General features: G+C 62.6%; 27 protein-coding genes. 11 read left to right on the top strand and 16 right to left on the bottom strand.

What is annotated here, in order from left to right; genetic code table 11:
* Positions 1-62: 62 nt before the first annotated feature.
* The 4 genes from PU634_RS15100 to PU634_RS15115 form a co-directional block, all read right to left on the bottom strand.
* Positions 63-2,216, bottom strand: coding sequence for a S9 family peptidase (locus PU634_RS15100; protein ID WP_306761587.1), 2,154 nt, complete (start codon positions 2,214-2,216; stop codon positions 63-65).
* A gap of 175 nt (positions 2,217-2,391) precedes the next feature.
* A complete protein-coding gene (locus tag PU634_RS15105) occupies positions 2,392-2,706 on the bottom strand; it encodes a YdbL family probable chaperone protein (protein ID WP_306761588.1) in 315 nt (104 codons plus the stop codon).
* A 9-nt stretch (positions 2,707-2,715) separates the two neighbouring features.
* Positions 2,716-2,898 carry a YnbE family lipoprotein gene (locus tag PU634_RS15110; protein ID WP_306761589.1) on the bottom strand — a complete coding sequence of 61 codons (183 nt, stop codon included), beginning with the start codon at positions 2,896-2,898 and terminating at the stop codon, positions 2,716-2,718.
* Positions 2,895-4,682, bottom strand: a complete 1,788-nt coding sequence (locus PU634_RS15115; RefSeq protein WP_306761590.1) for an intermembrane phospholipid transport protein YdbH family protein — start codon at positions 4,680-4,682, stop codon at positions 2,895-2,897. The genes PU634_RS15110 and PU634_RS15115 overlap by 4 nt, the downstream gene beginning before the upstream one ends.
* 68 nt (positions 4,683-4,750) lie before the next feature.
* Here PU634_RS15115 and PU634_RS15120 point away from each other — a divergent pair, with 68 nt between their 5' ends.
* Positions 4,751-5,107 carry a DUF2500 domain-containing protein gene (locus PU634_RS15120; RefSeq protein ID WP_306761591.1) on the top strand — a complete coding sequence of 119 codons (357 nt, stop codon included), beginning with the start codon at positions 4,751-4,753 and terminating at the stop codon, positions 5,105-5,107.
* On the opposite strand, the gene PU634_RS15125 is transcribed toward PU634_RS15120, so the two are convergent.
* On the bottom strand, positions 5,088-5,516 hold the full coding sequence (locus PU634_RS15125) for a DUF411 domain-containing protein (protein ID WP_306761592.1): 429 nt from the start codon (positions 5,514-5,516) through the stop codon (positions 5,088-5,090). The two genes, PU634_RS15120 and PU634_RS15125, sit on opposite strands and share 20 nt — an antisense overlap.
* A gap of 120 nt (positions 5,517-5,636) precedes the next feature.
* Here PU634_RS15125 and PU634_RS15130 point away from each other — a divergent pair, with 120 nt between their 5' ends.
* On the top strand, positions 5,637-6,026 hold the full coding sequence (locus PU634_RS15130; protein ID WP_306761593.1) for a SirB2 family protein: 390 nt from the start codon (positions 5,637-5,639) through the stop codon (positions 6,024-6,026).
* Here PU634_RS15130 and PU634_RS15135 read toward each other — a convergent pair.
* Complete coding sequence (locus tag PU634_RS15135) at positions 6,023-7,594, bottom strand: M14 family zinc carboxypeptidase (protein ID WP_306761594.1); 1,572 nt, start codon at positions 7,592-7,594, stop codon at positions 6,023-6,025. The two genes, PU634_RS15130 and PU634_RS15135, sit on opposite strands and share 4 nt — an antisense overlap.
* Before the next feature lie 199 nt (positions 7,595-7,793).
* Here PU634_RS15135 and PU634_RS15140 point away from each other — a divergent pair, with 199 nt between their 5' ends.
* A complete protein-coding gene (locus PU634_RS15140; protein WP_306761595.1) occupies positions 7,794-8,756 on the top strand; it encodes a helix-turn-helix transcriptional regulator in 963 nt (320 codons plus the stop codon).
* Positions 8,757-8,820: 64 nt separating this feature from the next.
* Positions 8,821-9,903 carry a cell division protein FtsZ gene (ftsZ, locus tag PU634_RS15145; protein ID WP_306761596.1) on the top strand — a complete coding sequence of 361 codons (1,083 nt, stop codon included), beginning with the start codon at positions 8,821-8,823 and terminating at the stop codon, positions 9,901-9,903.
* 66 nt (positions 9,904-9,969) lie between these two features.
* Here ftsZ and gltS read toward each other — a convergent pair whose 3' ends face one another.
* From gltS to PU634_RS15165, 4 genes are all read right to left on the bottom strand, one after another.
* A complete protein-coding gene (gltS, locus tag PU634_RS15150) occupies positions 9,970-11,178 on the bottom strand; it encodes a sodium/glutamate symporter (protein ID WP_306761597.1) in 1,209 nt (402 codons plus the stop codon).
* A gap of 34 nt (positions 11,179-11,212) precedes the next feature.
* Positions 11,213-12,163 carry a formimidoylglutamase gene (gene hutG / locus PU634_RS15155; RefSeq protein WP_306761598.1) on the bottom strand — a complete coding sequence of 317 codons (951 nt, stop codon included), beginning with the start codon at positions 12,161-12,163 and terminating at the stop codon, positions 11,213-11,215.
* A gap of 21 nt (positions 12,164-12,184) precedes the next feature.
* Entirely contained in the window at positions 12,185-12,907 is a 723-nt protein-coding gene (locus tag PU634_RS15160) for an IclR family transcriptional regulator (protein ID WP_306761599.1), read from the bottom strand.
* 420 nt (positions 12,908-13,327) lie between these two features.
* Positions 13,328-14,443: an endonuclease/exonuclease/phosphatase family protein gene (locus tag PU634_RS15165; protein WP_306761600.1), complete on the bottom strand. Its 1,116-nt coding sequence runs from the start codon at positions 14,441-14,443 to the stop codon at positions 13,328-13,330.
* 67 nt (positions 14,444-14,510) lie between these two features.
* Here PU634_RS15165 and PU634_RS15170 point away from each other — a divergent pair, with 67 nt between their 5' ends.
* The 3 genes from PU634_RS15170 to PU634_RS15180 all read left to right on the top strand — a co-directional run bounded on the left by PU634_RS15170 (position 14,511) and on the right by PU634_RS15180 (position 16,392).
* Positions 14,511-14,831, top strand: a complete 321-nt coding sequence (locus PU634_RS15170; protein WP_306761601.1) for a DUF3634 family protein — start codon at positions 14,511-14,513, stop codon at positions 14,829-14,831.
* 68 nt (positions 14,832-14,899) lie between these two features.
* Positions 14,900-15,589 carry a hypothetical protein gene (locus tag PU634_RS15175; protein WP_306761602.1) on the top strand — a complete coding sequence of 230 codons (690 nt, stop codon included), beginning with the start codon at positions 14,900-14,902 and terminating at the stop codon, positions 15,587-15,589.
* Positions 15,590-15,717: 128 nt separating this feature from the next.
* Positions 15,718-16,392 (top strand): cytochrome b/b6 domain-containing protein, encoded by a 675-nt coding sequence (locus PU634_RS15180; protein ID WP_306761603.1) that lies wholly within the window; start codon positions 15,718-15,720, stop codon positions 16,390-16,392.
* Positions 16,393-16,448: 56 nt separating this feature from the next.
* Here PU634_RS15180 and PU634_RS15185 read toward each other — a convergent pair whose 3' ends face one another.
* Positions 16,449-16,907, bottom strand: a complete 459-nt coding sequence (locus tag PU634_RS15185; RefSeq protein WP_306761604.1) for a c-type cytochrome — start codon at positions 16,905-16,907, stop codon at positions 16,449-16,451.
* 217 nt (positions 16,908-17,124) lie between these two features.
* Between PU634_RS15185 and PU634_RS15190 the strand changes: the two genes are divergently transcribed.
* Together PU634_RS15190 and PU634_RS15195 are read left to right on the top strand one after the other, a co-directional pair.
* Positions 17,125-17,541: a universal stress protein gene (locus PU634_RS15190; protein WP_306761605.1), complete on the top strand. Its 417-nt coding sequence runs from the start codon at positions 17,125-17,127 to the stop codon at positions 17,539-17,541.
* Between the two features lie 464 nt (positions 17,542-18,005).
* Positions 18,006-19,223, top strand: a complete 1,218-nt coding sequence (locus PU634_RS15195) for a BCCT family transporter (protein ID WP_306761606.1) — start codon at positions 18,006-18,008, stop codon at positions 19,221-19,223.
* A gap of 6 nt (positions 19,224-19,229) precedes the next feature.
* Here the strand turns inward: PU634_RS15195 and PU634_RS15200 are convergent, their stop codons facing one another.
* Entirely contained in the window at positions 19,230-19,859 is a 630-nt protein-coding gene (locus PU634_RS15200) for a DUF3047 domain-containing protein (protein WP_306761607.1), read from the bottom strand.
* Between the two features lie 39 nt (positions 19,860-19,898).
* Positions 19,899-20,183 carry a DUF1294 domain-containing protein gene (locus tag PU634_RS15205; RefSeq protein WP_306761608.1) on the bottom strand — a complete coding sequence of 95 codons (285 nt, stop codon included), beginning with the start codon at positions 20,181-20,183 and terminating at the stop codon, positions 19,899-19,901.
* 54 nt (positions 20,184-20,237) lie between these two features.
* Between PU634_RS15205 and acuR the strand changes: the two genes are divergently transcribed.
* A complete protein-coding gene (gene acuR, locus PU634_RS15210) occupies positions 20,238-20,867 on the top strand; it encodes an acrylate utilization transcriptional regulator AcuR (RefSeq protein WP_306761609.1) in 630 nt (209 codons plus the stop codon).
* 53 nt (positions 20,868-20,920) lie between these two features.
* On the top strand, positions 20,921-21,907 hold the full coding sequence (acuI, locus tag PU634_RS15215) for an acrylyl-CoA reductase (NADPH) (protein ID WP_306761610.1): 987 nt from the start codon (positions 20,921-20,923) through the stop codon (positions 21,905-21,907).
* A gap of 1 nt (position 21,908) precedes the next feature.
* Here the strand turns inward: acuI and PU634_RS15220 are convergent, their stop codons facing one another.
* From PU634_RS15220 to PU634_RS15230, 3 genes are all read right to left on the bottom strand, one after another.
* On the bottom strand, positions 21,909-23,705 hold the full coding sequence (locus PU634_RS15220; RefSeq protein WP_306761611.1) for an ABCB family ABC transporter ATP-binding protein/permease: 1,797 nt from the start codon (positions 23,703-23,705) through the stop codon (positions 21,909-21,911).
* Positions 23,706-23,712: 7 nt separating this feature from the next.
* Positions 23,713-24,366 carry a DUF2459 domain-containing protein gene (locus tag PU634_RS15225; RefSeq protein WP_306761612.1) on the bottom strand — a complete coding sequence of 218 codons (654 nt, stop codon included), beginning with the start codon at positions 24,364-24,366 and terminating at the stop codon, positions 23,713-23,715.
* 89 nt (positions 24,367-24,455) lie between these two features.
* The gene (locus PU634_RS15230) at positions 24,456-24,986 is read right to left on the bottom strand and encodes a GNAT family N-acetyltransferase (protein ID WP_306761613.1); all 531 of its coding nucleotides are present in this window, start codon (positions 24,984-24,986) and stop codon (positions 24,456-24,458) included.
* Positions 24,987-25,087 lie beyond the last annotated feature (101 nt).

Here is a 25,087-nt window from a genome sequence, read left to right on the forward strand (position 1 = left end):
CGACTTTCACATCGACAACAACAGGGGCCGCATTGCGGCCCTTTTGCTTTTTCCCCAGTAACCTAGCGAGTCACTTCGTCGTCCGGGGCACTCAGGCCGGCGGCCAGGCGGGTGCCCTGCTCCTCGTCGGCCAGGGCCAGCAGAAAGGCATATTCCCGGGCCAGCTCGTGGTAAGACTCAAACCGGCCTGACTTGCCGCCGTGGCCGCTGTCCATGTCGCAGTGCAGCAGCAGCAGGTTGTCGTCGGTCTTCATCTCGCGCAGCTTGGCCACCCACTTGGCGGGCTCCCAGTACTGCACCTGGGAGTCGTGCAGGCCGGTGGTAACCAGCATGTTGGGGTAGGCCTGGGGCTTGACCTGATCATAGGGGCTGTAGGACTTCATGTAGTGGTAATAGTCAGCGTCGTTGGGATTGCCCCACTCGCCGTATTCACCGGTGGTGAGCGGAATCGACTCGTCCAGCATGGTGGTCACCACGTCCACGAACGGCACCGCCGCCACCACGCCCTTGTACAGCTCCGGCGCCATGTTGACCACGGCCCCCACCAGCAGGCCGCCGGCGCTGCCGCCCGAGGCAAACACATTGTGCTTGTCGCCGTAGCCCTGCTGCACCAGGTGTCTGGTCACATCGATAAAATCGTTAAAGGTGTTTTGCTTGCTCATCAGCCGGCCCTGCTCATACCAGTCCCGGCCCAGCTCCTCGCCACCGCGCACATGGGCGATGGCATAGACAAAGCCCCGGTCGAGCAGGCTCAGCCGGGCGCTGCTGAAATCCGGATCCATGCTGGCGCCGTAAGAGCCGTAGGCATAGACCAGCAGCGGGTTACCGCCATCCTGGCTGAATGTGTCGGCCCGGTATACCAGCGATACCGGCACCCGGGCGCCGTCCCGGGCGGTCACCCAGACCCGCTCGCTGCGGTAATCGTCGGGATTGTAATTATCACCTACATATTGCTGCTTGAGCTCCCGCCGCTCCTGGGTGTCCATGTTCACTTCATAAATGGTCACCGGCCGGGTCATGGAGGAATAGCCGTAGCGCAGCCAGGGAGTGTCGGCTTCCGGGTTGGTGCCCAGCCAGCTCACATAGGCGGGATCGTCAAACTGGATCTGGCGTTCGCGACCGTCATGACGGTTTATCTGGCGCAGGTGCAGCAGGCCCTCGCTGCGCTCCTCCAGCACCAGCCAGTCACGGAACAGGGCAAAACCTTCCAGCAGCACCTCGTCCCGGGCGGGCACCACCGGCTGCCACCGTTCGGGGTTGCCGGCGCTATCGGTCACATAGAGACCGAAATTGGCGCCATCCTTGTTGGAGCGCACGTAAAAACGGCCCTCGAAATGCTCCAGGTCATATTCATGGCCATGCCGGCGGGGCAGAAACACTTGAGGCTCGGCGGTGGGATCACCGGCGGGGATCATACGGACTTCACTGGCATCGGTGTTCCAGGCGCCGATAAAAATCATGTCGCCGGAGCGGCTCTTGTAGAGGCTGGTGTAGAAACTGCTGTCCTGCTCCTCGTGCACCAGCACGTCTTCGCGCTGATCGGTGCCAAGGGTGTGACGATACACCTGGAACGGCAGCAGGGTGCCGGCGTCCTGTTTCACGTAAAACAGGGTCTTGCCGTCTTTGGCCCACACCAGATTGCCGGAGGTATTTTCCAGCACCTCGGGGTAGAGCTCGCCGGTATCCAGCGACTTGAAGCGGATCTGATACTGACGACGGGACAGAAAGTCTTCGGAAAACGCCAGGGTACGCTGATCCGGGCTCACCGCCATCTGGCCCTGCTCGTAATAGGACTGACCCTCGGCGCGCTGGTTGCCGTCGAGCAGCACCTGCACCTGTTCCGGCTGACCATCGGCATAGCGCTCGGCAATGCCGTATTCCTGACCCTGCTGATAACGGGTGCGATACCACCAGCCCTGCTTAAGATAGGGAACCGTGTTGTCGTCCTGGCGAATGCGCGCCACCATCTCCTGAAACAGCTCCTGCTGCAGATCGTCGAGGGGGGTCATCACCCGCTCGCTGTAGCGGTTTTCCTGCTCCAGATAACTGAGCACATCGGGGTTCGCGCGTTCGTCGTCGCGCATCCAGTGATAGTTGTCCACGCGAAAATCGTCGTGGTTAAACAGCACGTGGGGAATTTTCTTGGCGACAGGCGGTTTTACTTCCACGTCGGTTCCTTTGGCATAGGGTTTGGCACACGCCACCCATGCTAACATCAGGCAAAGCCGTACCCTATTGCGCACGCGTCACTCCTTTTCGCTTTGTCGAAAAAACAAACGAATATTATCTACAGAATACGACGCCAGCCAGAAAAACAGCATAAAAATGCCGAATCAAACGAAAAGAAATGCCAAATGAAGCCGCTCACGGCGGCCTTTTAAAGAGAAGTGATTACTTACGTTGCCAGCGACCATCGGCCCGTTGCACAAATTGCCCGGCCGGGGTGCGTTCGATATTGAGCTGACCGGCCCGGCTTTGCACCACCGCCAGGCTGGTACCGGTCTTCCGGGCAATATCCCGGTAGCTGTCGAGACGCTTGCGGTTAATGTCACTGACAATGGCGTTGACCTGGGCATTGCCCTGCACCGCTCCTACCAGGCCGTTGAGTTGTTCGCCAACCAGCCCCTGCTGCTTGGCCTGTTGCAAATCCAGCGCCCAGGCCGACAGGCTCAGGGTTGCCGCCAGAAACATCGCCAACCATCGCATATTTCCCCCTCAGAACAGTTCCTGCTCTTGTTCAAACAGTTTTTCCAGCTCCCGGTCCACGCGCACCCGAATCTCGTGATCCACCTTGACGTTCAGATTCACCGTAATGGGCTTGTCGGGCACCACCACTTCCACTCTGGGAGTGCAGGCGGCCAGCAACAGGCCTGCCAGCACCACGGCTGTTCGCTTCATTGATTGCTCTCCCCTTGCAGGCTCGCCGGCAGCCGGTCACCGAGCTGCCCGGCAAAGCGCAGGCTTGCCAGCAACTGTAACAGGTTTTCCTGATGCCGGTAATTGAAGTTCACCGGGTGTATTTTTCCCATCACCGGTGCCTGGCCCTCCAGCCGGGTCAGCACCACCGCCTCGCCGTCCGGCGTCATCGACACGGCGGCGTCGAGGCTCTGGTAACGCAGATCCTCCAGCATGCCCAAGGTCAGCCCCAGAGACAGGTTGTCCTCGGCGCTGGCGGCCAGGGCGTCACCGGCCTGATAAGACACCCAACCGTCCCGCCCCCACAACCGGCCGTTGTGCACGCTGAGGCGGCCATTCAGCACAAAAGGCAACCGGCCATGCAGGCGGCCGTCACCGGTCAGCCCCGGCAGCGCCGCCAGGCTCAGCAGGCGCGCCAGGGAAAGGTCCTGCAGGTGCAGCTCGCCCTGTGTGTGAGCACTCAGTTTCATGGGCGACAGCGCCAGCCGGCCCTCCAGCACCCGGCCGGTGAGCCCGGACAACCACAAACCATTCCCGCGCCAGTCGAGGGCGGCGTGAATGTTGGTGATCGGCACTCCGGTATTCAGCTCACCAATGGCCAGGCCGCTGTCCGGCGCCAGGCTGAATTGCCCCTGCCGCCAGGCCAGCCCCAGTTTCCCAGCCACTTTCCGGGCAAGCAGCTCGCCCCGGCGCAGCCGGCCATCGCTCAGGGCCAGCTCCAGCGTCAGCCCTTGGGTGGCATTCAGCAGGTTGCCGGCTCGCCCCGCCAGGCGCAGCTCGCCGTCTTCTACTTCAAGGGCGGGCAGGGTCAGCCAGCCATTCAGCCAGGCGGCCACCGCCGCCAATGGTAGTGTCTGCTCGGGCAGGGTCAGGGCCAGGCCCTGTTGCCAGTGCCAGTGAGCGCCCACTTGCACTGCCGGGCTCAGCCGCAGCCGCGCCTCGCCCTGCGCCTGTCCGGCCAGCACCAGTTCCAGCTCGGCCCCGGGCAGCGACCGTTGCTGCCAGCGCCCCCCCTGCCAGGCCAGCGTCCAGCGGCCGGTGCCCTTGAGCGGCACCGGGCCCGCCGGGCGCAGTGTCAGCCCGCGCAAACGCAACTGCCGCCAGCCCAGTTCGGCAATGGTCAGGCGCGTGCCGGGCCGCCATTGCCAGCCGGCCTGAGTGGTGTTCAGCCGCCCGTCCAGGCGCAGCCGGCCCGACAGCGGCGCCGGCAGGGCAGTGCTGGCATTCAGTTGCAGCGCCTGCCCCGGAAACCAGTGCCCCTGCAGGTGCACCGGCCCCTGCAGCGACGGCACCAACAAGCGCCCGGGCAGCTCGCCCTGCCAGCGCCAGCCGTCCTGCTCGGGCGTCAGGGTCAGCGCGAGCAGGCCCCCGTCGGTGTGCCAGTCGATCATCACGGCGCCGTCAGCGCGGCGCAGCCGGGCCGGCCCGCTCAGCACAGCGTCGGCGGGCAGGTACAGGGTGAGGTGTTCAATGGCAAAATCCACCGGTGGCAGGGTCAGCAGCAACGACAGGGCATCGCCCTCACCTTTCGCGCCCTGGTTACCGCTGCGGGAGCAGGTGAGATCCAGACTCAGGGAGGCCAGGCGGCCGGTCAGCCGGCCGTCTTGCCAGTGCAGGCGAAAGTCCTGCGCCCGCTCCCGGGGGCAGGCCGGCACCTGAGCGCGCGCCAGGCTGGCGTTCAGCTCCAGCCAGGCCGGCAAGCCCTGAGCCACTGCCGGCCCGGGCCAGAGCAGCGTCAGCAACAGGCCGCAGACCAGCCTGCTCATGGTAAAAATCCACTTGCGTCGTCTGGCACAGGTCTTAAGCTGAAGCCAGCAACAAGGGAGGAGCCTGTATGGACAAGTTTGTGCTCTGGGCCATTGTCATCATCGCCTTTGTGGTGCTCGGGCGGCAACTGTACCGGCGGTTTTACGACCATATTCAGCCTCAACACAGCCTCAGGGTGGTGATCACCGGCAAGCGGGTGCGCAAGTTCATGGGCCGCACCCGCCAGGAAGAAACCGACCTGCCCCCGCCCCGGGTCAGTTACTATGTCAGTTTTCGGCCCCACAGCGGCGGCCGGGAACGGGAGTTTCGGGTCAGTGAGCACCTTTACGAGCAACTTGTTCCCAATGCCACCGGCACCCTGGTGATCAAGGGCCGGCGCTTTATCGCCTTTGAGCCGGACGAGGTTATCCTGGATAACGACTGAACACCGTGGTGGTGCCCTGCTCGTCAAAGCTCAGTACCTCATAGGGCGTGCCGGGAATGTCCATGCCCGGCGCACTTTGCGGCATACCGGGAATGGTCAGGCCGCGCACCTCGGGCCGCTGCTCCAGCAACCGCTTCACGTCCGCCGCCGGCACGTGGCCCTCGATCACATAGCCACCCACTTCGGCGGTATGGCAGGAAGCCAGACCCTGTTTCACCCCAGCCCGGACCTTGATGGCGCCCATGTGCTCGGTGTCGATGCTGTTCACCTCAAAGCCGGACTCGCGCATGTGCTCCACCCAGTCTTCGCAGCAACCACAGGTGGGTGACTTATAGACGGTGACCTGAGCCGGTGCGGCCAGCACCGGCCCCGCCAGCAGCAGTGCCAGACTCAATAAACTCTTTTTCATTGGGAATTACCTCTCTTGTTCAGGCGGCTCCGGGTCCGCCGTCGCCGGTATTCAGGGCGGCGCCAAACGGTTATGCTAGCGTCACTCATTTTTCATTCTACCGCTTTGTCCGGAGTCAACATGTCTTATCTTGCCGTCAAGCACGCCCACATGATGTTCGCCATGATCAGCATAGTGCTGTTCATGCTGAGAGCCTGGCTGGCCGTGCCCTCGCCCGCCCGGATCAGCAACAAACTGCTGAAAATTCTGCCGCACGTCAACGATACCCTGCTGCTGCTGTGCGGCATCTGGCTGGCGGTGAACATTAACCAGATCCCCTTTGGCAACAGCCCCTGGCTCACCGCCAAGGTAGTGGGCCTGGTGCTTTACATTATTGTCGGCACCATCGCCATCAAGCGCGGCAAGACTCAGGGGCAACGGCTGATCGCGGCCCTGGCCTCCATCGCCATCTTTGCCTACATCTACGGCGCCGCCGTGAGCAAGTCGCCGCTGTCCTGGCTGGCACTCTAATCCCGCCGATCCGGCGCGGCTCCTGCGGCGCCGGGCTCGCTCGGCCACACCGGGAATACCGGAAACCGCCCCGGCGCCAGCCAGCGCCAGTCCGCCTCCTGATACAGGCTGTTGCTCGAGCGCGGATCCAGCATCAGCGCCGCCAGCGGCCCCAGCGGCTGCTCGGTGGGCACCAGCAAATCCCCCGGGCCCAGCCTGACCACAGCGGGCCGTGAAGCCACCTCGGCCCGCCATTTTTCCCGCACCCCCGGCCGTGAAGCGGGTTGTGGCAGCACCGTCTCAATCTGCAACCGCTCGGCGGCCAGCATCCGCGGCGCCCGCACCGTGTCAAAGCGAATATGATGCCGGCTCAGCCAGCGGGCCATGCGCTCCCGCTCCCGGGTCACCGCATAGGCCGGCGGCAGGGCCACCGGCTCGCCGGTGAGAATGGTATTGTGGTTGGCAAAGGGGTGCCATTCACGCCGTCCGTCCACCAGCCGCACTAGGGGCAGCCAGACCTCGGGCCGGTCGGCATTCAGGCCAAACTGCACATCCATCCACAGGGTGCGGCCATCACCGGCCCTTGAACGCCAGCCGTGGCGGGCCTGGCGCGACACCGACACCAGCCGGGCACTGTCTTCGGCGGCCAGCTGCAACAGACTGAGCAGCGCCAGATGCTGTTTGCGCACCCGCTCGGCAATGTTGCGCGGCGTGGCATACCTTCCGGCCTTGTTGTCGAGCCGGCTTTCCACCAGCACCGACACCCGCCCCTGCAGGGCGGCGTAGTTGCGCAGGTTAGTAATGCCCAGCCCGCCCCGGGCCACGAGCTGGCCGAGGCGCGTAACCTCACCCCGGTAGGCTTCGGCCCGCACGCCGGCACCGCTCACCCGGCGCAGCAGCGCCGGCAGCAAAAAATGTTCGCCGTAGTCCAGCAGGCGGGCATCGATATTGGGGTTGTTGCCCACCTCGAACTGCACTTCCACATCGGTGAGCCAGCCCTGCTGTTTGGTAAGCACCCGCTTCCAGATGCCGGACTCGTGGGCGTCGTATACCAGATCCGGATCAAAGCTGTGCAGTGCGTTCACCAGCAGGCGGGTTTCACCGGCGTTGAGTGCCACATAGTCGATATTGGTATTGTCGTTATTGGCATTATGCCGGCGGGACAGATCCCGCCCGTCCGGGTTGGCCAGGGCCACCAGCACCAGGTTGAGGCGCTTGAGCAGATCCGCGTGTTCACCCGCAGCCAGCTCCCGCGCCAGCTGCAGCACCGCCTCGGCGCCGGCCGGCTCATTGCCGTGCTGGGCCGCCAGCACCAGCACGGTGGCCTTGTCCGGCTCGGGCCGGTAGCTGCGCAGAAAGGCCGGCGATGACGACACCAGCAGGGCGTCAATGGAACGGCCACCGGCGGAATTGCCCAGCGACACCAGCCGGGCCTGTTCCAGGCGGTCATCAAGCTCCGCCAGGTAACGGCCGGTGTCGCGACTGTCGGGCAACACCAAAAAGTGTGCTTTTTCCAGAGGGGTGGGTGGAATAACGGCAGCCCAGGCAAGGCTGCTGCACCACAGCGCCAGTATCGCCAGCAACCTCATGACAGGCACCAAAAGAGTAAGTTATTTCAGATAGTTATAGCCGTATTACAGCGCTGCAGGCAAGCGCACACCGCGTCAGAAATGGTCCCGGTCTGGCCATCTGTAGAAAAATGGCGACACTCGCTCCCGAAAAGGTTGCGTCAAAACTTGTCACACCCCCTGCCTAGGATACAATCATCCCAAGCAAGAGGGCATAACCATGAGTAAGAAACTGCTGAGACAACTGACCCTGGCGCGCTGTGTTCCCTATCGTCCATACAAGCTGACCGCGCGCCAGCTGCAAGAGAAACTGGAAGAAGAAGGAATTCAGGTCAGCCTGCGGACCGTGCAGCGGGATCTGGAAGAAATGTCGGGCATGGGCCTGTTCGATCTGACCTCGGACGATCGCAGCAAACCCCATGGCTGGTGTTTCGAACGCAATGGTTTGAACGACTTCGCTAACTTTATGCCGCTGAGCCTGGCCATGGCGCTGAAAACCTGGAACGACCAGGCCGCCGATCTGCTGCCGGCCAGTGTGCTCACCGAACTCAACCCGATCATCGACAAGGCCACCCAGGTCATTAACGACAGCCAGAGCGAACTGGCCGGCCGCTGGATGGAAAACGTGGTGCAGCTGCCCAGGCCGTTCCCGGGCAGCCCGGAAATGCGTCGCGCCACTACCATTCGCGACGCCCTGTGGCGGGGCCGCAAGTTCAGCGCCGAGATCAAGCGGCTGATCAAGGGCCGCACCGTGTGGCTGCGCTACGAGCAGGTCAACCCGCTGGGCATCGTCACCCGCAAGGACGGCCCCATGCTGCTGTGCACCGTGTCGGACATGGATCCCAAGATCTACGGCATTCCCTTTGAGCACATCAAGGACGTGGAGCTCACCAGCCGGCCGGTGACCCAGCCGCGGGAGTTCAGCGTGCACAAGCTGATTCGTGAAAAAGGCTATCAGGAAGAGGCGGAAACCATCCACTTTGTCGGCCGCGTGACCAACACCGGACGCCCGCTGCTGGAAGAAACCATTCCGGGCCACAATCCCCGATTGACCCGTTATGACAAGCAAAGCATGATGGTGGAAACCGACGTGAAAGATTCGCCTGAATTTCGTCGCTGGCTCACCGACATGGCCGGCAAGGTAGAAATCCTGGCGCCGGAATCACTGAAAACCCCCAAGTAACGGCTTCAACACCGATGACAAGGGCTGACTGGTTCAGCCCTTTTGTTTTTCCACGGAGACCAGGATGGATCAGTTCCTTTTTGAACCCGCCGAGCCCGACTGCGACACCATCCGCATCAGTGTGGTGGGCGTGGGCGGTTGCGGCGGCAACACCGTCAACCTGCTGGCAGAACACAAACTGCCGGCCCACGTCAGTACCATGGCCATGAACACCGACGCCAAAGCCCTGCAACAATGCCGGGTAGAAACCCTGCAACTGGGCCGGGAGCTGACCCGTGGCCTGGGCGCCGGCGCCGAGGCGGAAGTAGGCCGCAAGGCCGCCGAAGAAAGCGAGGCCGACATTCGCGCCCGGCTGCAGGGCGCCGATCTGTGCTTTATTACCGCCGGCATGGGCGGCGGCACCGGCACCGGCGCGGCTCCCGTGGTGGCGCGCCTGGCCCGGGAGATGAACATCATGACGGTGGCCATCGTCACCCGGCCCTTTGGTTTTGAGGGCAAAAAGCGGGCCCGCATGGCCGAGCAGGGCCTCGACACCCTGGCCGAGCACACCGACGCCCTGCTGGTGCTGCCCAACGACTACCTGCTGCGGGTACTGGGCGCACGCACGCCGCTGCTCAAGGCCTTTTCCGAAAGCAGCAAGGTCATTCAGAACGCGGTGCGCGGACTGGCCGACATCATTGGTCAGACCGGGCTTATCAACATCGACTTTGCCGATGTGCGCACCATCATGAGCCAGCAGGGCAAGGCGGTAATGGGCATCGGCCTGGCCAGCGGCGACAACAAGGTGGAAGAAGCCACCCTGCAGGCGCTGAACAATCCGCTGCTGGAAAAGGTGGAGCTGGAGCGGGCCCGGGGCGTGCTGCTCAACGTGGTGGCCTCCATGGACATCGGCCTCGACGACTTTCAGAAAATCGGCGACCGGGTGGCCGAGTGCGTGGGCGAAGACGCCACCGTGGTCTCGGGCATCACCCTGGATCCGGAGCTGACCGACAGCATTCAGGTCACCATGATCGCCACCGGTATTCAGCCGGCCAAGGAAACCATAGCCCCGGTGCAGCCGCCGCAGCCCGACCTGAAGCAGGAGCGCGATGCACCGGCCGCCGAGGGCCTCGATATTCCTGCCTTTCTGCGCCGGCGCCAGCAGTAAACGCCAGCGCACAGAAACGCAAAAGGCCGACGCAAGCGTCGGCCTTTTTTATGCGGAAATTCAGGCTCAACCGAACACGTTCAGGCACCAGGTAATGGCAGGAATGGCCACAATGTCGATCAGCACGGCACCGCACAAGGGGGCCACGATAAAAGCCTTGTGGGAGAACACCCGGTAACGGTCGCACACCGCCCCCATGTTGGCCACGGCATTGGGAGTAGCGCCCAGACCATGGCCCACAAAACCGGCACAGAGCACGGCGGCGTCGTAGTTGCCACCCATCAGCCGGAACATCAGGAAGTAGGCCAGCATGATAATCGCCAGGGTCTGAATAACCAGGATGATCAGCAGCGAGCCGCCCAGATCCGCCAGCTGCCACAGTTTCAGCGACATCATCGCCATGGTCAGGAAGATGCCCAGGCAGAAGTCCCCGATCACGTTGTTGGCGCTGTCGGACAGCGGCAGCAGCCGCACCACTTCATTCAGGTTGCGGATCAGAATGGCCACAAACATGGCGCCCACGTAGGACGGCAGAATAATGTCGAACTGCTCACGCAGGTTACCGCTCAGCCACAGGCCCACCACCATGGTACACAGCACCAGGGCCACGCTCTTCAGCAGCAGGGTGCCGGTCACCGGCTCGCGGCTCGGCTTTTCCGACTCTTTCAGCGCTTCCAGCTCATGCACCTGCTCGGCCTCAATGACCACGCCATGGCGCTTGATCAGCAGCCGGGCCACGGGCGCACCCAGCAGGCCGCCGGCCACCATGCCAAAGGTGGCCGCCGCCAGCGCCGCCGTGGTGGCACCGGTTACCCCCAGCGCCTCGGCCTCGGGACCAAAAGCGGCGGCGGCGCCAAAGCCACCTTCCAGCGACACCGCACCGGCCATCAGGCCCAGCAGCGGGTGCTCACCCAGCGCAGAGGCAATGCCGATGCCGATGCCATTCTGCATCAGTGCCAGCAACCAGCAGGCCACCAGGTACACCCCCAGCACCTTGCCGCCCTTTTTCAGCAGCGCCAGGCTGCCGCCCAGGCCCACGGTGGCAAAAAAAGCGATCATCAGCGGGCTTTGCAGCGCCAGATCGAACTGAAACTCCACCTGGGCCCAGTCCCGGGCCAGCCAGGCGAACACGGCAAAGCCAAAGCCACCGATCACCGGGGCCGGCACGCACAGCTGGTGCAGCACCGGAATGCGCCGTTGCAGATACATGCCCAGCATCAGCAGCAGCGCCGCCAGGGTGGTGGTGGTCATCACATCGAATGAAATCACGTTCATAAAACTTCCCTATAGATACAGCTTGAGGGGTCTGTCAGCCGGTGAGCCGGGCCAACAGACGGGCGGCCACGCGGGCCGTGAGAGACTGGTGATCACGGGCCGGATTGAGCTCGGCAATATCGGCCATCATCACCTTGTTGCTGGCAAGAATGCGCTCCAGCGCCGCTTCCAGCAGACCCATGTCCATGCCCCGCACCGCCGGCGCACTCACGCCGGGGGCCAGGCTGGCGGGCAATACATCCAGGCAAATGGTCAGGTAAATCAGGTCTACCTCGGCCAGGGCCTGGTCCAGGGCGTCGAACATGGGCACCGGGTTCCAGCTGGTCAGCTGTTCATCCAGCACAATGCGGGTGTTCAGCTGCCCGGCCCGTTCAAACAGCGCCGCCGTATTGTGGCAGCGGCTCACACCAATGCAGGTGTAGTGAAAAGGCGTGCCCAGCTGCTCGCACAGCAGGGCGCACTGGTTAAAGGGCGTGCCGGAGCTGGCCCGGGCGGAGCGGCGCAGATCCAGATGGGCGTCGAAGTTGATGATGCCCACCCGGGGCAGTGCCGGCTGATCCTGCAGGTGCCGCATCAGACCGGTAAAGCTGCCATAGGCAATTTCATGGCCGCCGCCCAGGCCGACTACCCGGTGGCCGGCACCGAGCAGCCGGGCCACCTGTTCGGCATAGAGCGACTGGGCCAGCTCCAGCTCGTCTTCATGGCAAATCACATCACCGGCGTCGTACAGCGGCTGCTCGCCGTGCCACGACAGGTTGGCGGCGGCGGCCCGCAGGGCCCTGGGGCCCTGGGCGGCGCCGGGATTGCCCTGGTTGCGGCGCACGCCGGCGTCGCTGCAAAAGCCAAGCAGCGCCACCCCGGCCGGAGACGATCCGGCCAGCGACTGCACCTGCTGATGCCAGCGCCGGGCCAGGGGGCCTTCTTCGGTATCAACACGGCCCTGCCATACGTTCATGTCGGCCAGTTTGTAGGTGGTTTGCTTCATGGTTGACTCCTGCATATTGGTTCAGTAACTCATGGCGCCCAGGCGCTGGGCGGCGTCACAGGTCCAGCGAATCCACTGGCCGGCGGCGGTGCCCACCCGCTCGGCCGGCGCCATCAGGCTGATGCCGCCCAGCAGGTGCTCCCGGCTGCTCAGCACCGGCACGCTCACCCCCCAGATATTCTGGTCTATCTCCCCTTCCGACACTGCGTAACCCTGCTCACTCACGCGGGCCAGCTCGGCCCGCAGCGTTGCCTGGTCGGCGGGGGCCAGGTCGGCCAGCACCGCCTCGCGCAAGGTCTCATCGGCAAAGGCCAGCAGCGCCTTGGCGCTGGCCCCCCGCAGCAGCGGCTGGGAATGGCCCTTCTGATAGCAGCAGCGCAGGGCCTGGGGGCTGTCGATCATTTCCACGCACAGGGCGCGGCGGCCCGACAGCATCATCAGGGCGGCACTTTCCCCGGTGCGCACCGCCAGCTCGCTGAGCAGAGGGCGGGCCCAGGTGAGCACGCTGTTGTGCTGCTCAAAGCCCGCCGCCAGCTGCACCGCCATGGGGCCGGGGGCGTAATGGCCGCTGTGGCGCTCCTGCACCAGCGACCAGCGCGCCAGGGTACCCAGGTAACGATAGGTGCTCGACAGCGGCAGCCCGGTGTGCTCGGCCAGGGCCCGGGCGGTAAGCGGCTCCGGGGCCACGGCCAGTGCCGACAGCAGTGCAAAAACCTTGTCCTGGGATGGTGTTTTTTCAGCCATAACGTCCTCCTGGGGCCGCGACCTTCGCTCAGAAAGCGACCGGTGTAAAACTTAATTCTCAGAATGTGAGAAATAATGGCAATTTAAATGCGCTTATTCCACCAATGTGAAAAGAGAGACGTATTGGCGCAGAGTGACGGGAGCCCATGAACACGACGGCCGGAACGGCGCGGTAACGGGCAGGAGGAAGCGTGAAAAACGAACGAAAAAAGGGGCAGGCCAAACGGCCTGCCCCGATATGAAGAAATTCAGCGAAATCTCCGGGTCACCATCCCGGACGACTGAAACTTCGAAAGCAATCTAGGGTCTCGCGAAGCATTTAATCGTTAAAAATGGTCGTTTCCCAGCCTTTCATCCCCAATGTTTGATATTGCTCCCGTTATTGATTTTCAGCACCGTGAAAGCGTGAAGACTCTCACATCACAAGGCGATGTCCACCCACACCAAGCGGTGATCCGACCCCAGGGCGCGCCGCGCCGGGCGGCCCTGGCCGCGCCAGAACCAGCCGGCCTCGTCCTGCTCCGGCGTGGGCCAGTGCACGCCGCTGGCCAGCGCCCTGAGCCCGGCCCCGGGCAGCACATAATCCAGCCGCAGACCGTTGACATGGGTCCAGTAACCCGGGTGGCCCCGGCGCGGTTCGAAGGTTCGCAACCGGCGGGCACCCGCCGATGCCGGCCGCAGCCGCCCCCGGCTGACCGCCTGATGCAGCAATGGATCTGCCAGCAGGGCGCGGGTCCGGGAGCGAAAGCCGTTGCCGTCCACTGGATCCGCGTTCAGATCGCCCAGGATCACAAAATCGGCACCGGCCTCGAGCCCGCCCCGTGCGCCATCATCGTCCACCAGATAGTCCCCCTTCCCCGGGCGAATGTAATCGTGCCAGAGCCGCAGTTCGTCGTGATTGCGGCAGCTGTTGCGCCGCTCCGGGCCCTCATCGATGGGCGGCGCCGGATGGCTGGCGAGCAGATGCAGCACCCGGCCGCCGGGCAGGCGCACCGGCACATCAACATGGTTTTTCGACGACAGCGGCAAAAACGCCAGCACCTCGGGACCGTAGTAAGGCTCACCATCGAGCCGAGGCAGGCGGGCGCCGGGCATGCTTTGCCATAAAAACCGACGAAATGTGCGCACGCTGCCGGTATCCAGCGGAAACCGTGACAAGATGGCAAAGCCGTACTGGCCGTGAAAGGCGCCAAAGCCCAGCCCGTCTTGCGGCAACACCGGCACCGGGCCGCCGTCGAGCGCCAGCGGCCCGGTCAGCCCGGTGTTGACCGGCGCCAGATAGCGGTAGGGGTAGTCAATACCGTGCTCGCCCGCCGCCAGATAATGCTCGGCAAAGGCCGAGAGATGACGGCTGTCGCCGGCATCTCCGGTATGGTCGAATTCGTTCAGCAGAACAATGTCGGGCCGCACACGCCGCACCATGGCGGCCACATGGCGCAGTTGCGGGCTGCCCTGCCCCCCAATTTCGGCGGCCAGGGCGCCGGGCGCACTGCGATCCAGCGCCACATTAAAGCTGGCGATTCGTATTTTTTGCACGGAAGTGATTGCCTTTGGCGTTCAAAATGTCATCATTTTGCATTCAATGTTTTCAGGGAAGAAAACCATGTTTGGCACACTGGCCGCAACCTCCGCCTTGCTGTTTGCGCTGCTCTATCTGCTGCGCCGGCGTCAGGAAAGCTTCTGCATCACCATTCAGGGTGAACAGCTCAGGGTGAAACGCGGCACCCCTCCTCCCGATCTGCTGCAGCACTGCCGGCAAATGGTGCACGACGCCCGTACCCTGAGAGGCACCATTCGCGGCTTTCGCCGGGGCAACGAGGTGGTGCTGATGTGCTCCCGCAGCATTCCCGCCTCCTACCGCCAGGATATTCGCCTGCTGTGGCAGAAACAGCCGCGCTCGGTCACCCACAAAAGACCAAAATGAGTCTCACTCTTGACTTGCCCGGCGTTTCCCGCTTTGCTGGTTATATTACATTTTCAAGAGACCACACCATGAAAAAACTCAGCCCGCTGCTGCTCTGCGCCCTGCTGGCCGCCTGTGCCGGCAAACCCGACGCCGGCGCCGATGCCAAGGCCGACACTCCAAGCCAAAGCACCCGGAACGGCGCTCAGGAACAGGGCCCCGTTACCCCCAAGGGCGAGTTTGCCCAGATCGACGTCAGCCGCTCGCAGCAGGCAATGGACGACATCACCGGCGGCAAGGCCGACACCATCAACACCATTTTGCAGCGCCCCAACGACTATGCGCCGCCGGTGCTGTATCTGATGTCGGCCATCATGTTCGACAACGACTATCAGGATCAGGGCACCTTCTGGTATTACGCCGCCCAGCTGCGCGCCCGCAGCGACGCCAACAAGTCGGGCGACGAAACCACCCACGCCGCCGTCAGCCGGCTGAATCAGCGTTTTGGCGTTCGCATCGGCCCCCACTCCCTGGGTAACCCGGAGCGGCTCAAGGCCATTGTCAACCAGGTGCTGAAGTGGGACAGCGAGCAAACCCGCAACTACGATCCGCGCTGGATTGCCCTGCAGGGCCAGGACGTGGTCACCGAAACCCAGGTCGACTTTGCCCCTCGGGAGAAGTGGCAGGAAATCGACGCCCTCACCCGCAATCAATATCGCCAGGGGCTGGAGCAGGCCCTGAACGAAATCCGTGCCAGGCAGTCCGAGCAAGCGCAGTAACAGTGCCCCAGCCGCCATTGAACATCCCGGTCTTTACCGGGATGTTTTATTTTGGCACCCTCGCTGCATTACATGGCCATACCAAGCCGCCCGCTGCCGGGTGGCTGGGCACGCGGAGACCCCTTGCTATGAGCACATCCCCTTCTTCCCCGGTTCACGTCTGGGACTGGTCGGTACGCCTGTTTCACTGGAGCCTGCCGGCGCTGCTGGGCCTGCTGTGGTATTACGCCGGTGAAGACATGGACAAACACATGCTGTTTGCCCAGCTGCTGCTGGGGCTGCTGCTCTACCGGGTGATCTGGGGCTTTGTGGGCACCCCCTACGCCCGCTTTAACCACTTTCTCTATCACCCGCGCCATGTGCTGGCCTATGTGCGCGCCAGCCTGCGCCCGCAAAAACCCGTCTACCTCAGCCATAACCCCCTGGGCGGCGTCATGGTGCTGGTGCTGCTGGGCGGCCTGCTGCTGCAGGGCGGCACCGGGCTCTTTGCCACCGACGACATCTTCTATACCGGCCCGCTTTACGACTATGTGAGCGGTGACACCGCCGAGCAGATGACCCGCTGGCACAAGCGCTGGTTTTACTGGGGCCTGCTGGTGCTGGTGGGGCTGCATGTGTGTGCCGTGCTGCTTTACCGGCTGCGGGGAGAAAACCTGGTGGGCCCCATGATCACCGGTCGCAAGCAGGCCCCCGCCGGGCGGGTCGCGGATCACCTGCAACAAGCGCACCGCTTTCCCTGGGTGCGCTTTGCGCTGACCGCCGGCGTCGCCTGGGGCACGGTGACGGCATTATTTCAGTTGTAAATAAAAAAAACGCCGGGGCAAGCCCCGGCGTTTTTTATTGGCCAGAGGGCAGCGCCTTAGTCCTTGCGATATTCGTCGTGGCAGCCCTTGCAGGTTTTGAACAGGGCACCGGCCGCCTGGCGCGCCTGGGCCTGATCAAAGCCTTCTTCACCGGACACCTGCACCAGATTCTTCAGGGCTTCGCCAAAGTCCTTGCCCTTGGCCTGCATACCTTCCCGGTCTTCCCAGCCCTTGTCCAGCATGTTGCTGGCTGCCACACCCCGGGTTTCGGGGAAATAGGTTTCGCCCAGCAGGCTGGCGGCGTTGCTCATGTTAATGGCGCGCTGGTGCAGGGCGGCGGCGTCAAAGTCGATGTCGCCCTTGGCCATGCCACCAATCACCCCTGCCTGGGCGGCCATCACCTGATACAGGGACTGGCGATATTTCACCGCGTCTTCGGGCTTGAACAGGTTGGCCTGGGCAGAAACGGAGGCGGCAAACAGGCCGGCGCTCATGATCAGTGCTGTTTTCAACATTGCTTTGCTCCTGGTAAGTAAGAGAAGTGCTCAAAAGGCTCCATTTTCAATTGGCAATCAACGGTATATCACTCATTCACCGGAATCTAGCGCAATCCCGTTAAAGCCGGTTTGCAACATTCCGCTAACAGGATCCGCCTCACAAATGATCCCACCACATTCAGCCTCTGCAATACTGTGAAGAGACCTTGACACTCACCGCAACAAGGAGCCCTGCATGTATCAGCACATCATGATTCCCGTCGACCTGGCTCACGCCGACCGGCTTGAAAAAGCCCTGAACACGGGTGCCGATCTGGCCCGGCTGTATGATATTCCCGTGTGTTATGTGGGCGTGTCGTCCAGCGCCCCCGGCGAGGTGGCACACAATCCGCAGGAGTTTGAACAAAAGCTGAAGCGCTTTGCCAGCGAGCAGGCGGCCAGACACCGGCTGCGCGAGGTGAGCAGCCGGGCCTGCATCAGCCCGGATCCGGCGGTGGATCTCGACCGGACCCTACTCAAGGCGGTGAAAGCCAGTGGCGCCGATCTGGTGGTCATGGCCTCGCACGTGCCCGGCCTGGCCGAGCACCTGTTTGCCTCCAACGCCGGCTACGTGGCCAGTCATGCCGAAGTCTCTGTGCTGGTGGTGCGCTGAGGCGCACCACCAAAAAAACATAACGACACTAATCAAATAATGTGGGTTCACCGAACGCACCGCCAGGAACAATGCACCAGTAAACAATCAGTTATACTCCACCCTGATTCACAGGTTCACATTTACCACCCTCAAAGGTTGATCATTACACCCCTAACCTTTAGGCTACTCACAATTAATTGAACGTTCAATTAATGAATTGTACGCACCGGTGCAACACGCCACACGATACAACGGCGGCAACCGGGCAGACCCCGTGCCGCCCGCGTAAAGGAGTGTTTCAGCCCGGCCAGAGCGACCATTCAGTTTTTACCTATCGCAATCGCAGCATCCGCCGCCGACCGGGCGATAGTTAAGACCTGATCTGCGCCTTACTGCGCAGATGGACGCTTCTTTTGTGTACCAACAACAGGAGAAAACACAGTGTCTTTGATAAATAAGGAAATAATCGGGGGCGAGCAACAATGACCACATTGCTGTCTGCAGGGATCCTGCTTACCTTCGCCGCCATCGCCCTGATCCTTTACCGCTGGGGCAACATTCGCTGCATCGGCGTCACCCCGGTACGCACCTTCACCTTTATCGCCATTCTCTTTACCTCCGGCCTGGACGTGGGCCTGATCATGTTCCCGCTCACCGAGTTCGCCGGCTACGCCGATCTGGCCGCCAGTCCGGAGTATGGCTTCAGCAACCCGCTGGCCATCGAGTTCGGCTTCTGGGGCTTTCTGATCTGGGGCTTCTACTTTCTGACCTGCTTCTATTTCTGTGTGATCGAGCCGCGGACAGGCTTTTTTGAGCTGGCGCCGGTCAAGTTCATCAACAACATGGTGATCATCGGCACCTGCGCCTTTACCGCCTTTTTGCTGCTGAGCAACCTGCCCTGGTACATGCCGGACGTGGGCGACGGCAGCCGTGTGGTGGGCAGCTTCTACCTGATCGTACTGCTGGTAATCGCCGCCGCCGTGTATTCCAGCACCAGCCTGCGTTACGTGAAAATCCTCAGCCTGGGCACCAGCTGGCTGTTCATCGCCCTGATTGCCGTCATGGGGGGCAGCGCCTTTATCGGCACCGGCAATGCCCTGGCCGAATTCGCCGGCACCTTTGCCCTGCTGGGGGACTATTTCGGCAACCTGCACCGCTTTGTGCTGCCCATCAATGACTACCACGAGTTCTATCTGTACTGGTGGTTCTCCTGGAGCATCATGATCGGCCAGTTTACCGCCCGGTTTGTGGGTGGCCTGCGCACCTGGCAACTGCTGGCGGCCATGCTGATCTTTCCGTCTCTGGCCATCGGCACCTGGTTCAGCGTGCTCTATTACTTCCACATCAACGAGCTGAGCACCGCCGGTTTCTTTAACTGGGCCATGGTGGTGGTGGGCATCTCCATGGTGATCAACTCGCTCGACTCGCTGATACGGCTTTATACCGACAACCTCGGCCTGTCGGTGTCCCGGCTGGGCAAGGTGCGTTATTTCGCCGGCAACCTGGTGGTGCTGGCCGCGCTGACCCTGCTGTTCCGGCTCGACTTTCTGGAGATCCAGTGGGTGGGCGCGCTGGTGATCGGGCTGTTCTTTGCCTGTGCCGGCTATATGCTGCTGTATAAGCGCGCCGAGGTGCTGGCGATAGAGGATTCCCCTACCAGCAACCGCATGGATTACCGCAAACTGGAGTGGGTGAACTGAGCGCCGTTATTCCCGGCTGAAGACCAGATCGCCATAATAGCCGACAGCGGTGCCGCCACCGTTGTCGGCGTCGGTCATGACGGCCACGCCTTCAAGGTAGCGAAAATCCTTGCCGAACAACCGGCGCAAATCCTCCCTGAGGTTGCGTTTTTCCCGCACCCAGCCCGGATTGGGCCCCTGCTGCAGCGCCAGCATCATGGCCTGGTTGCCGGCAAAGGGATTGGGCCAGTGCCGCCCCGCCGGCAGCTCCCGGGTCCACACATAACTGATGGCCCGGCTGCTGAGCCGGGTCCAGCCGTCGCGCACCACCACATAGACCCGCAGCGCAAAGTCGTCGCCGGCCTTGGTCTGCTCGCGGGCGGTGCCCGCAAACCGCTCCACCCGCCATTGCCAGCTGAGCCAGGGGGTGGCCTGCAGATCGATGCGCCCTTCGTAAAACAGCCCCGAGGCCGCCCCCCGGCTCTCGGCCCGCAGCACCTGCCGCCCCAGCTCGGGGTCGGGCACCAGCCGGTAATGGGTGCGGCCCGCAAAGCGCTTTTGTTGCCAGCCCAGCATATCGGCCGGGGCAAAGGTCAGCGCCTGCGCCGGTATCGCCACCAGCAAGAGCAACAGCATGGCAAAAAGACGAGAGCGCATGGCGATTTCCGCAAAAAGGATCTTCTGCCAGTATAGGTATTACTCCCAGCGCGCCCACCACAGCGCCACCGGCAGCAGCAGATTAAGCAGTACCGTCAGCCAGAACACCGCCTGAAACGACGGCTTGCGCGACTTGTGCCGCAGCCAGTGCCGCGCCAGCCAGGCGCCGGGCCAACCCCCCAGCAGCGCCAGCCCGTGCAGGGTGCGCTCGCGCACTCGCCACTGCCCCAGGCGGGCGGCGCGCTTGTCCCACCAGTAAACCCCAAAGGTGATCAGGCTGAGCAACCCATACCACAACGCCAGCCCGGCGTAGACCCGAATCATGTATTTCTCCTGTGTGCATTGTATTTTATAGACACTCAGTCTAAATTAATTGCCATGAACGCTTTCACACCCAAACGGCGGGGCCGGCCACCGCGCCAGCCCCGCGCTAACCCCGACACCCGCGACGCCCTCATTCGTTGCGGCGTGGAGATATTGACCGAGCAGGGCTTTGTGGCCACCGGCATCGACGGCGTGCTCAAACGGGTGGGCGTGCCCAAGGGCTCCTTTTACCACTATTTCGACAGCAAGGAAGCCTTTGGCCGGGCGATCATGGAGCGCTACGCCGGCTATTTCGCCGCCAAGCTGGATCGCTGGCTGCTGGATGAGACCACTCCGCCCCTGCAGCGCATTGAGCATTTTATGCAGGATGCCATGGCCGGCATGGCCCGCCACCAGTATCAACGCGGCTGCCTGGTGGGCAACCTGTGCCAGGAAGTGACCATACTGCCCGCCAGTTACCGCGAGCAGTTGCAGACCATACTGCAAGACTGGGAACAACGGCTGGCAACCTGCCTGCAACTGGCCGCCGAGCGGGGTGACATTGCCGCCGGTGCCGACTGCAACCAGCTGGCCGAACTGTTCTGGATTGGCTGGGAAGGGGCCGTGCAGCGGGCCCGCATAGTACAAAGCAATGCCCCCATGGCGTTGTTCGGCAAGGAGTTTCTGGCCCGGCTGCCACGCTGAGGCTTTTTTGACACCCATTTATAGACGACTGGTCTAAATAAAGGAGCCACACCATGTTCAACGCCATTCTGCTCAATCAGACTGATGATAAAACCACTCAGGCATCGCTCACGCAGCTTGCACCCGCCGATCTGCCCGAGGGCGAGGTAGAAGTACGGGTGGAGTGGAGCACCCTAAACTACAAGGACGCCCTGGCCATAACCGGCAAGGGCCCCATAGTGCGCCGCTTCCCCATGGTGCCGGGGGTGGACCTGGCCGGTGTGGTGGAGCACAGCAAGAGTGACCGGTGGCGCCCCGGTGACCGGGTGCTGGTGAACGGCTGGGGCGTGGGCGAGCAGCACTGGGGGGGGCTGGCCCAGCGGGCCCGGATGCAGGCGGGCTGGATGACCCGGCTGCCGGAAAATCTCAGCGGCCGTCAGGCCATGGCCATTGGCACCGCCGGCTACACCGCCATGCTGTGCCTGATGGCGCTGGAACGCCACGGCCTGACCCCGGAGCAGGGCGAGGTGCTGGTCACCGGTGCCAGCGGTGGCGTGGGCAGCCTGGCCATTATGCTGCTGGCGCAACGGGGTTATCGGGTAGTGGCCTCCACCGGCCGCATGGAAGAAAAGGACTACCTCACCGCCCTGGGCGCCGCCGAGGTCATGCCCAGAGACGCACTCTCCGCCCCCGGCAAACCTCTGGCCAGGGCCCGCTGGGCCGCCGTGGTGGACTCGGTGGGCAGTCACACCCTGGCCAATGCCTGCGCCCAGACCCGGGAAGACGGCCTGGTGGCCGCCTGTGGCCTGGCCCAGGGCATGGACTTTCCGGCCACCGTGGCGCCCTTTATTCTGCGCGGCGTGACCCTGCTGGGCATTAACAGCGTGACCCGGCCCCAGGGCGAGCGGGAGCAGGCCTGGGCCCGGCTGGCCGATGAGCTGGACACCGGCCTGCTGGAGCAAAACACCCGGGAAATTGGCCTGAGCGAAGCCATTGACGCCGCGCATGCGTTGCTGGCCGGCCGGGTGCGTGGCCGGCTGGTGGTGGACGTGAACCGCTGATTCACTCGTCCGCCTGCCGCCGCTGCTGTTGTTGCAACCACCAGAGCTGGGCATAAAGCCCGGCTTTGGCCAGCAACTGCGCGTGATTGCCCTGCTCGGCAATGCGGCCGTCCTGCATCACCAGAATATGATCGGCGTCCACTATGGTGGACAGCCGGTGAGCGATCACCAGGCTGCTCTGGCCCCGGGATACCTCGCGAATGGCCTGCAATATGCTGCGTTCGGAGCGGCTGTCCAGGGACGAGGTGGCCTCGTCAAACACCAGTATCGGCGGGCGTTTCAGAATGGTGCGGGCAATGGCCACCCGCTGCTTTTCGCCGCCGCTGAGTTTGAGACCCCGCTCTCCCACCAGGGTGGCGCTGCCTTCGGGCAGGCTGGCAATAAAGTCGCTCAGGTGCGCCAGGCGAATGGCCTCTTTCACCTCCTGCTCGCCGGCGTCGATACGGCCATAACGGATGTTGTCGTAAATGGAGGCGTTAAACAGCACGGTATCCTGCGGCACTATGCCGATGGCCCGGCGCAGCGAGGCCTGGCTCACGCTGCGTATGTCCTGACCGTCGATCAGAATGGCGCCCTCGCCCACCTCGTAAAACCGAAACAGCAGCTTCACCAGGGTGGACTTGCCCGAGCCGCTGGCCCCCACCACCGCCAGCTTTTGCCGGGGCCTGAGGGTAAAGCTCAGATCGTGCAGAATCTGCCGGTCGGGGCGATAGCCAAAGCTGACGTTACGAAACTCGATTTCGCCCCGGCAGACCTTAAGCTCGGGCGCATGCTCCACATCGTTGATTTGCGGCCGGCGGCGCAGCAGCGCAAACATGCGCTCAATGTTGGCCAGCGAGCCCTTCATCTCCCGGTACACAAAACCGAGAAAATTCAGCGGCAGAAACAGCTGCATCATAAAGGCGTTGATCAGCACAAAGTCGCCCAACGTCATGGTGCCCGCTACCACCTGCTGGCCCGCCAGTATCATCATGGCGGTCATGGCCACGGCAATGATCAGCGCCTGGCCGCCGTTCAGGGCAAACAGGCTGAGCCGGTTGTTGCGCCGGGCCCGCTCCCACTCCGCCAGATCCTGGTCGTAGCGGCCCGCCTCGTACTGCTCGTTGTTGAAGTATTTCACCGTTTCAAAGTTGAGCAGGCTGTCTACCGCCCGGCTGTGGGTCTGCGAGTCGGCCTTGTTGGCGGCGCGCACAAAGCCGGTGCGCCAGTCGGTGGCCACCACCGACCAGGCCACGTACACCACCACGGCGCCCAGGGTAATGAGCGCAAACCACACCGAGTAGTTGATCAGCAGCAGTGCCGTGACCAGGCCGATCTCCAGCAGGGTAGGCACGATATTGAACACCATAAAGCGCAGCAAAAAGCCCACCCCGGTCACACCCCGCTCTATGTCGCGGGACAGGCCGCCGGTGCTGCGGTTGAGGTGAAAGTCGAGCTCCAGCCGGTGCAGGTGGTTGAACACACTCAGGCCAATGCGGCGCATGGCCCGCTCGGTAACCCGGCCAAACAGGGCATCGCGAATTTCGCCAAACAGCACATTGGCAAAGCGTACCGTGCCATAGGCCAGCAGCAGCCCCAGGGGCAGCGCCACTACCGTGCTGACGGCGGAGTCCATACCATCGACGATGTATTTGAGAATAAAGGGCAGGCCCACGCTGGCCAGCTTGGCCGCCACCAGGCACAACAGCGCCAGGCCAATGCGGCCCTTGTAGGCCAGCAGGTAAGGAACAAGCGTTTTCAGGGTGCGAATATTGATGGTGGCGTCATCCATATCCGGGTGGTACGAGCCTCGGCGCATGGGTCAGTCAGTTGTGTGAAGAATACCCCTGAGCATACTCCCCTTTGGCGGAACGGGCCTGACGCATCAGTGCCCCGGCGGTAAACGCCAGCGCCGGGCGCAGGGGCAGCCCCGCCGCCACCAGCCGCCGGGCCACCCAGGTGTTGCAGGTGTGCAGCAAATGGTACGACTCCACCGAGGCATAAAAACGGCCGCCGCCATAGCGCCCCGCGCCCACGTCCCTTAAATTGCCCGCCTCGTTGCGGGCAAAGGACGCCGCCACCTCGCCCAGCAGCCGCTCCATGCTGGCGGGGGGTACGCCCAGTTCCAGCACCGGCAGCCCGGCAAACGCCACCGCCGGTGACTGCGACAACGGCACCAGGTGCAGCACGGTATCCGTGGGCCAGAGCAGGGCCCTGAGCGCCAGCCCGGCCCCCCCTTGCTCATGCTGATAAAAGGCCCGGTCGCCCCAGCCCACCTCGATAAAACGGGCGGCAGAAAAGGCTGCTTTCAATTCCGGCAAATGCCGCTGCAGCTCAGCCGCCGGCAGCACCAGCCCCACATGCCGGCCGTGATCCACCAGATAAAGTGCTTGCCCTTGCTCCCCCGCCGGCCGCCACTCACTCGCCGCACCACAACCGGTGCAGAGCAAGGAAAACAGCAGTACAAGACGAAAGAGCATGGTGGCCTTTGAAGTGATGGGATGTTTCTTGAGTATTGCAGGCCTGAAAAAGCCAACCCATTACCACTTGGGCCTACAGCCAGTATTTGTCATGGTTTGGTTTTGGCATACACCATGGTGCTGCTGACTTGACCGTCTGGCAGCTTGCGATCATTGCGAAAAATACCTTCAAGTTCATAACCACAACGTTCTGCCACTGCGCGACTCTTGTGGTTACCCACGGCCATTTTTATCTCAACTCTCCTGGCACCAAGTTCATCAAATGCGTACTTCTCGATCACTTTTACCGCTTCTGTTACATAGCCAGAGCCGGCATGTGAGCTTCTTATCCAGTAACCAATCTCAAAGAAAGGGATTTCCTTGTCACGAATAATCAGCCCAACTGTACCTAAAAAGCAGCCAGACACCTTCTCGACAAGTGAAAACCGCAGTTCGTCTTCGAATTTCTCAAAGTTAGTAATGGCCCGCTCTGTATTTTTTAAGGACTCTTCTTCAGTCAATGCAAAGGGGACCCAATCCAGGAACTGGCTCAGCTCGACCTTGCTTTCACGAATGGCCTCCAACATTAACGAAGCATGATCCATAGACGGAGCTAGTATTTTGAGCCTGCAGCTTTCCATTCCCACTCACTCCTTTTCTCAAAAAAAACTATGTAAACATCTGTTTGGTAAGGTTTTATAACACAATGCAAGGTAAAGACATTTGTACATAAAACGCAAGG

The organism is Oceanimonas pelagia, assembly GCF_030849025.1.
Classification (GTDB): domain Bacteria; phylum Pseudomonadota; class Gammaproteobacteria; order Enterobacterales; family Aeromonadaceae; genus Oceanimonas; species Oceanimonas pelagia.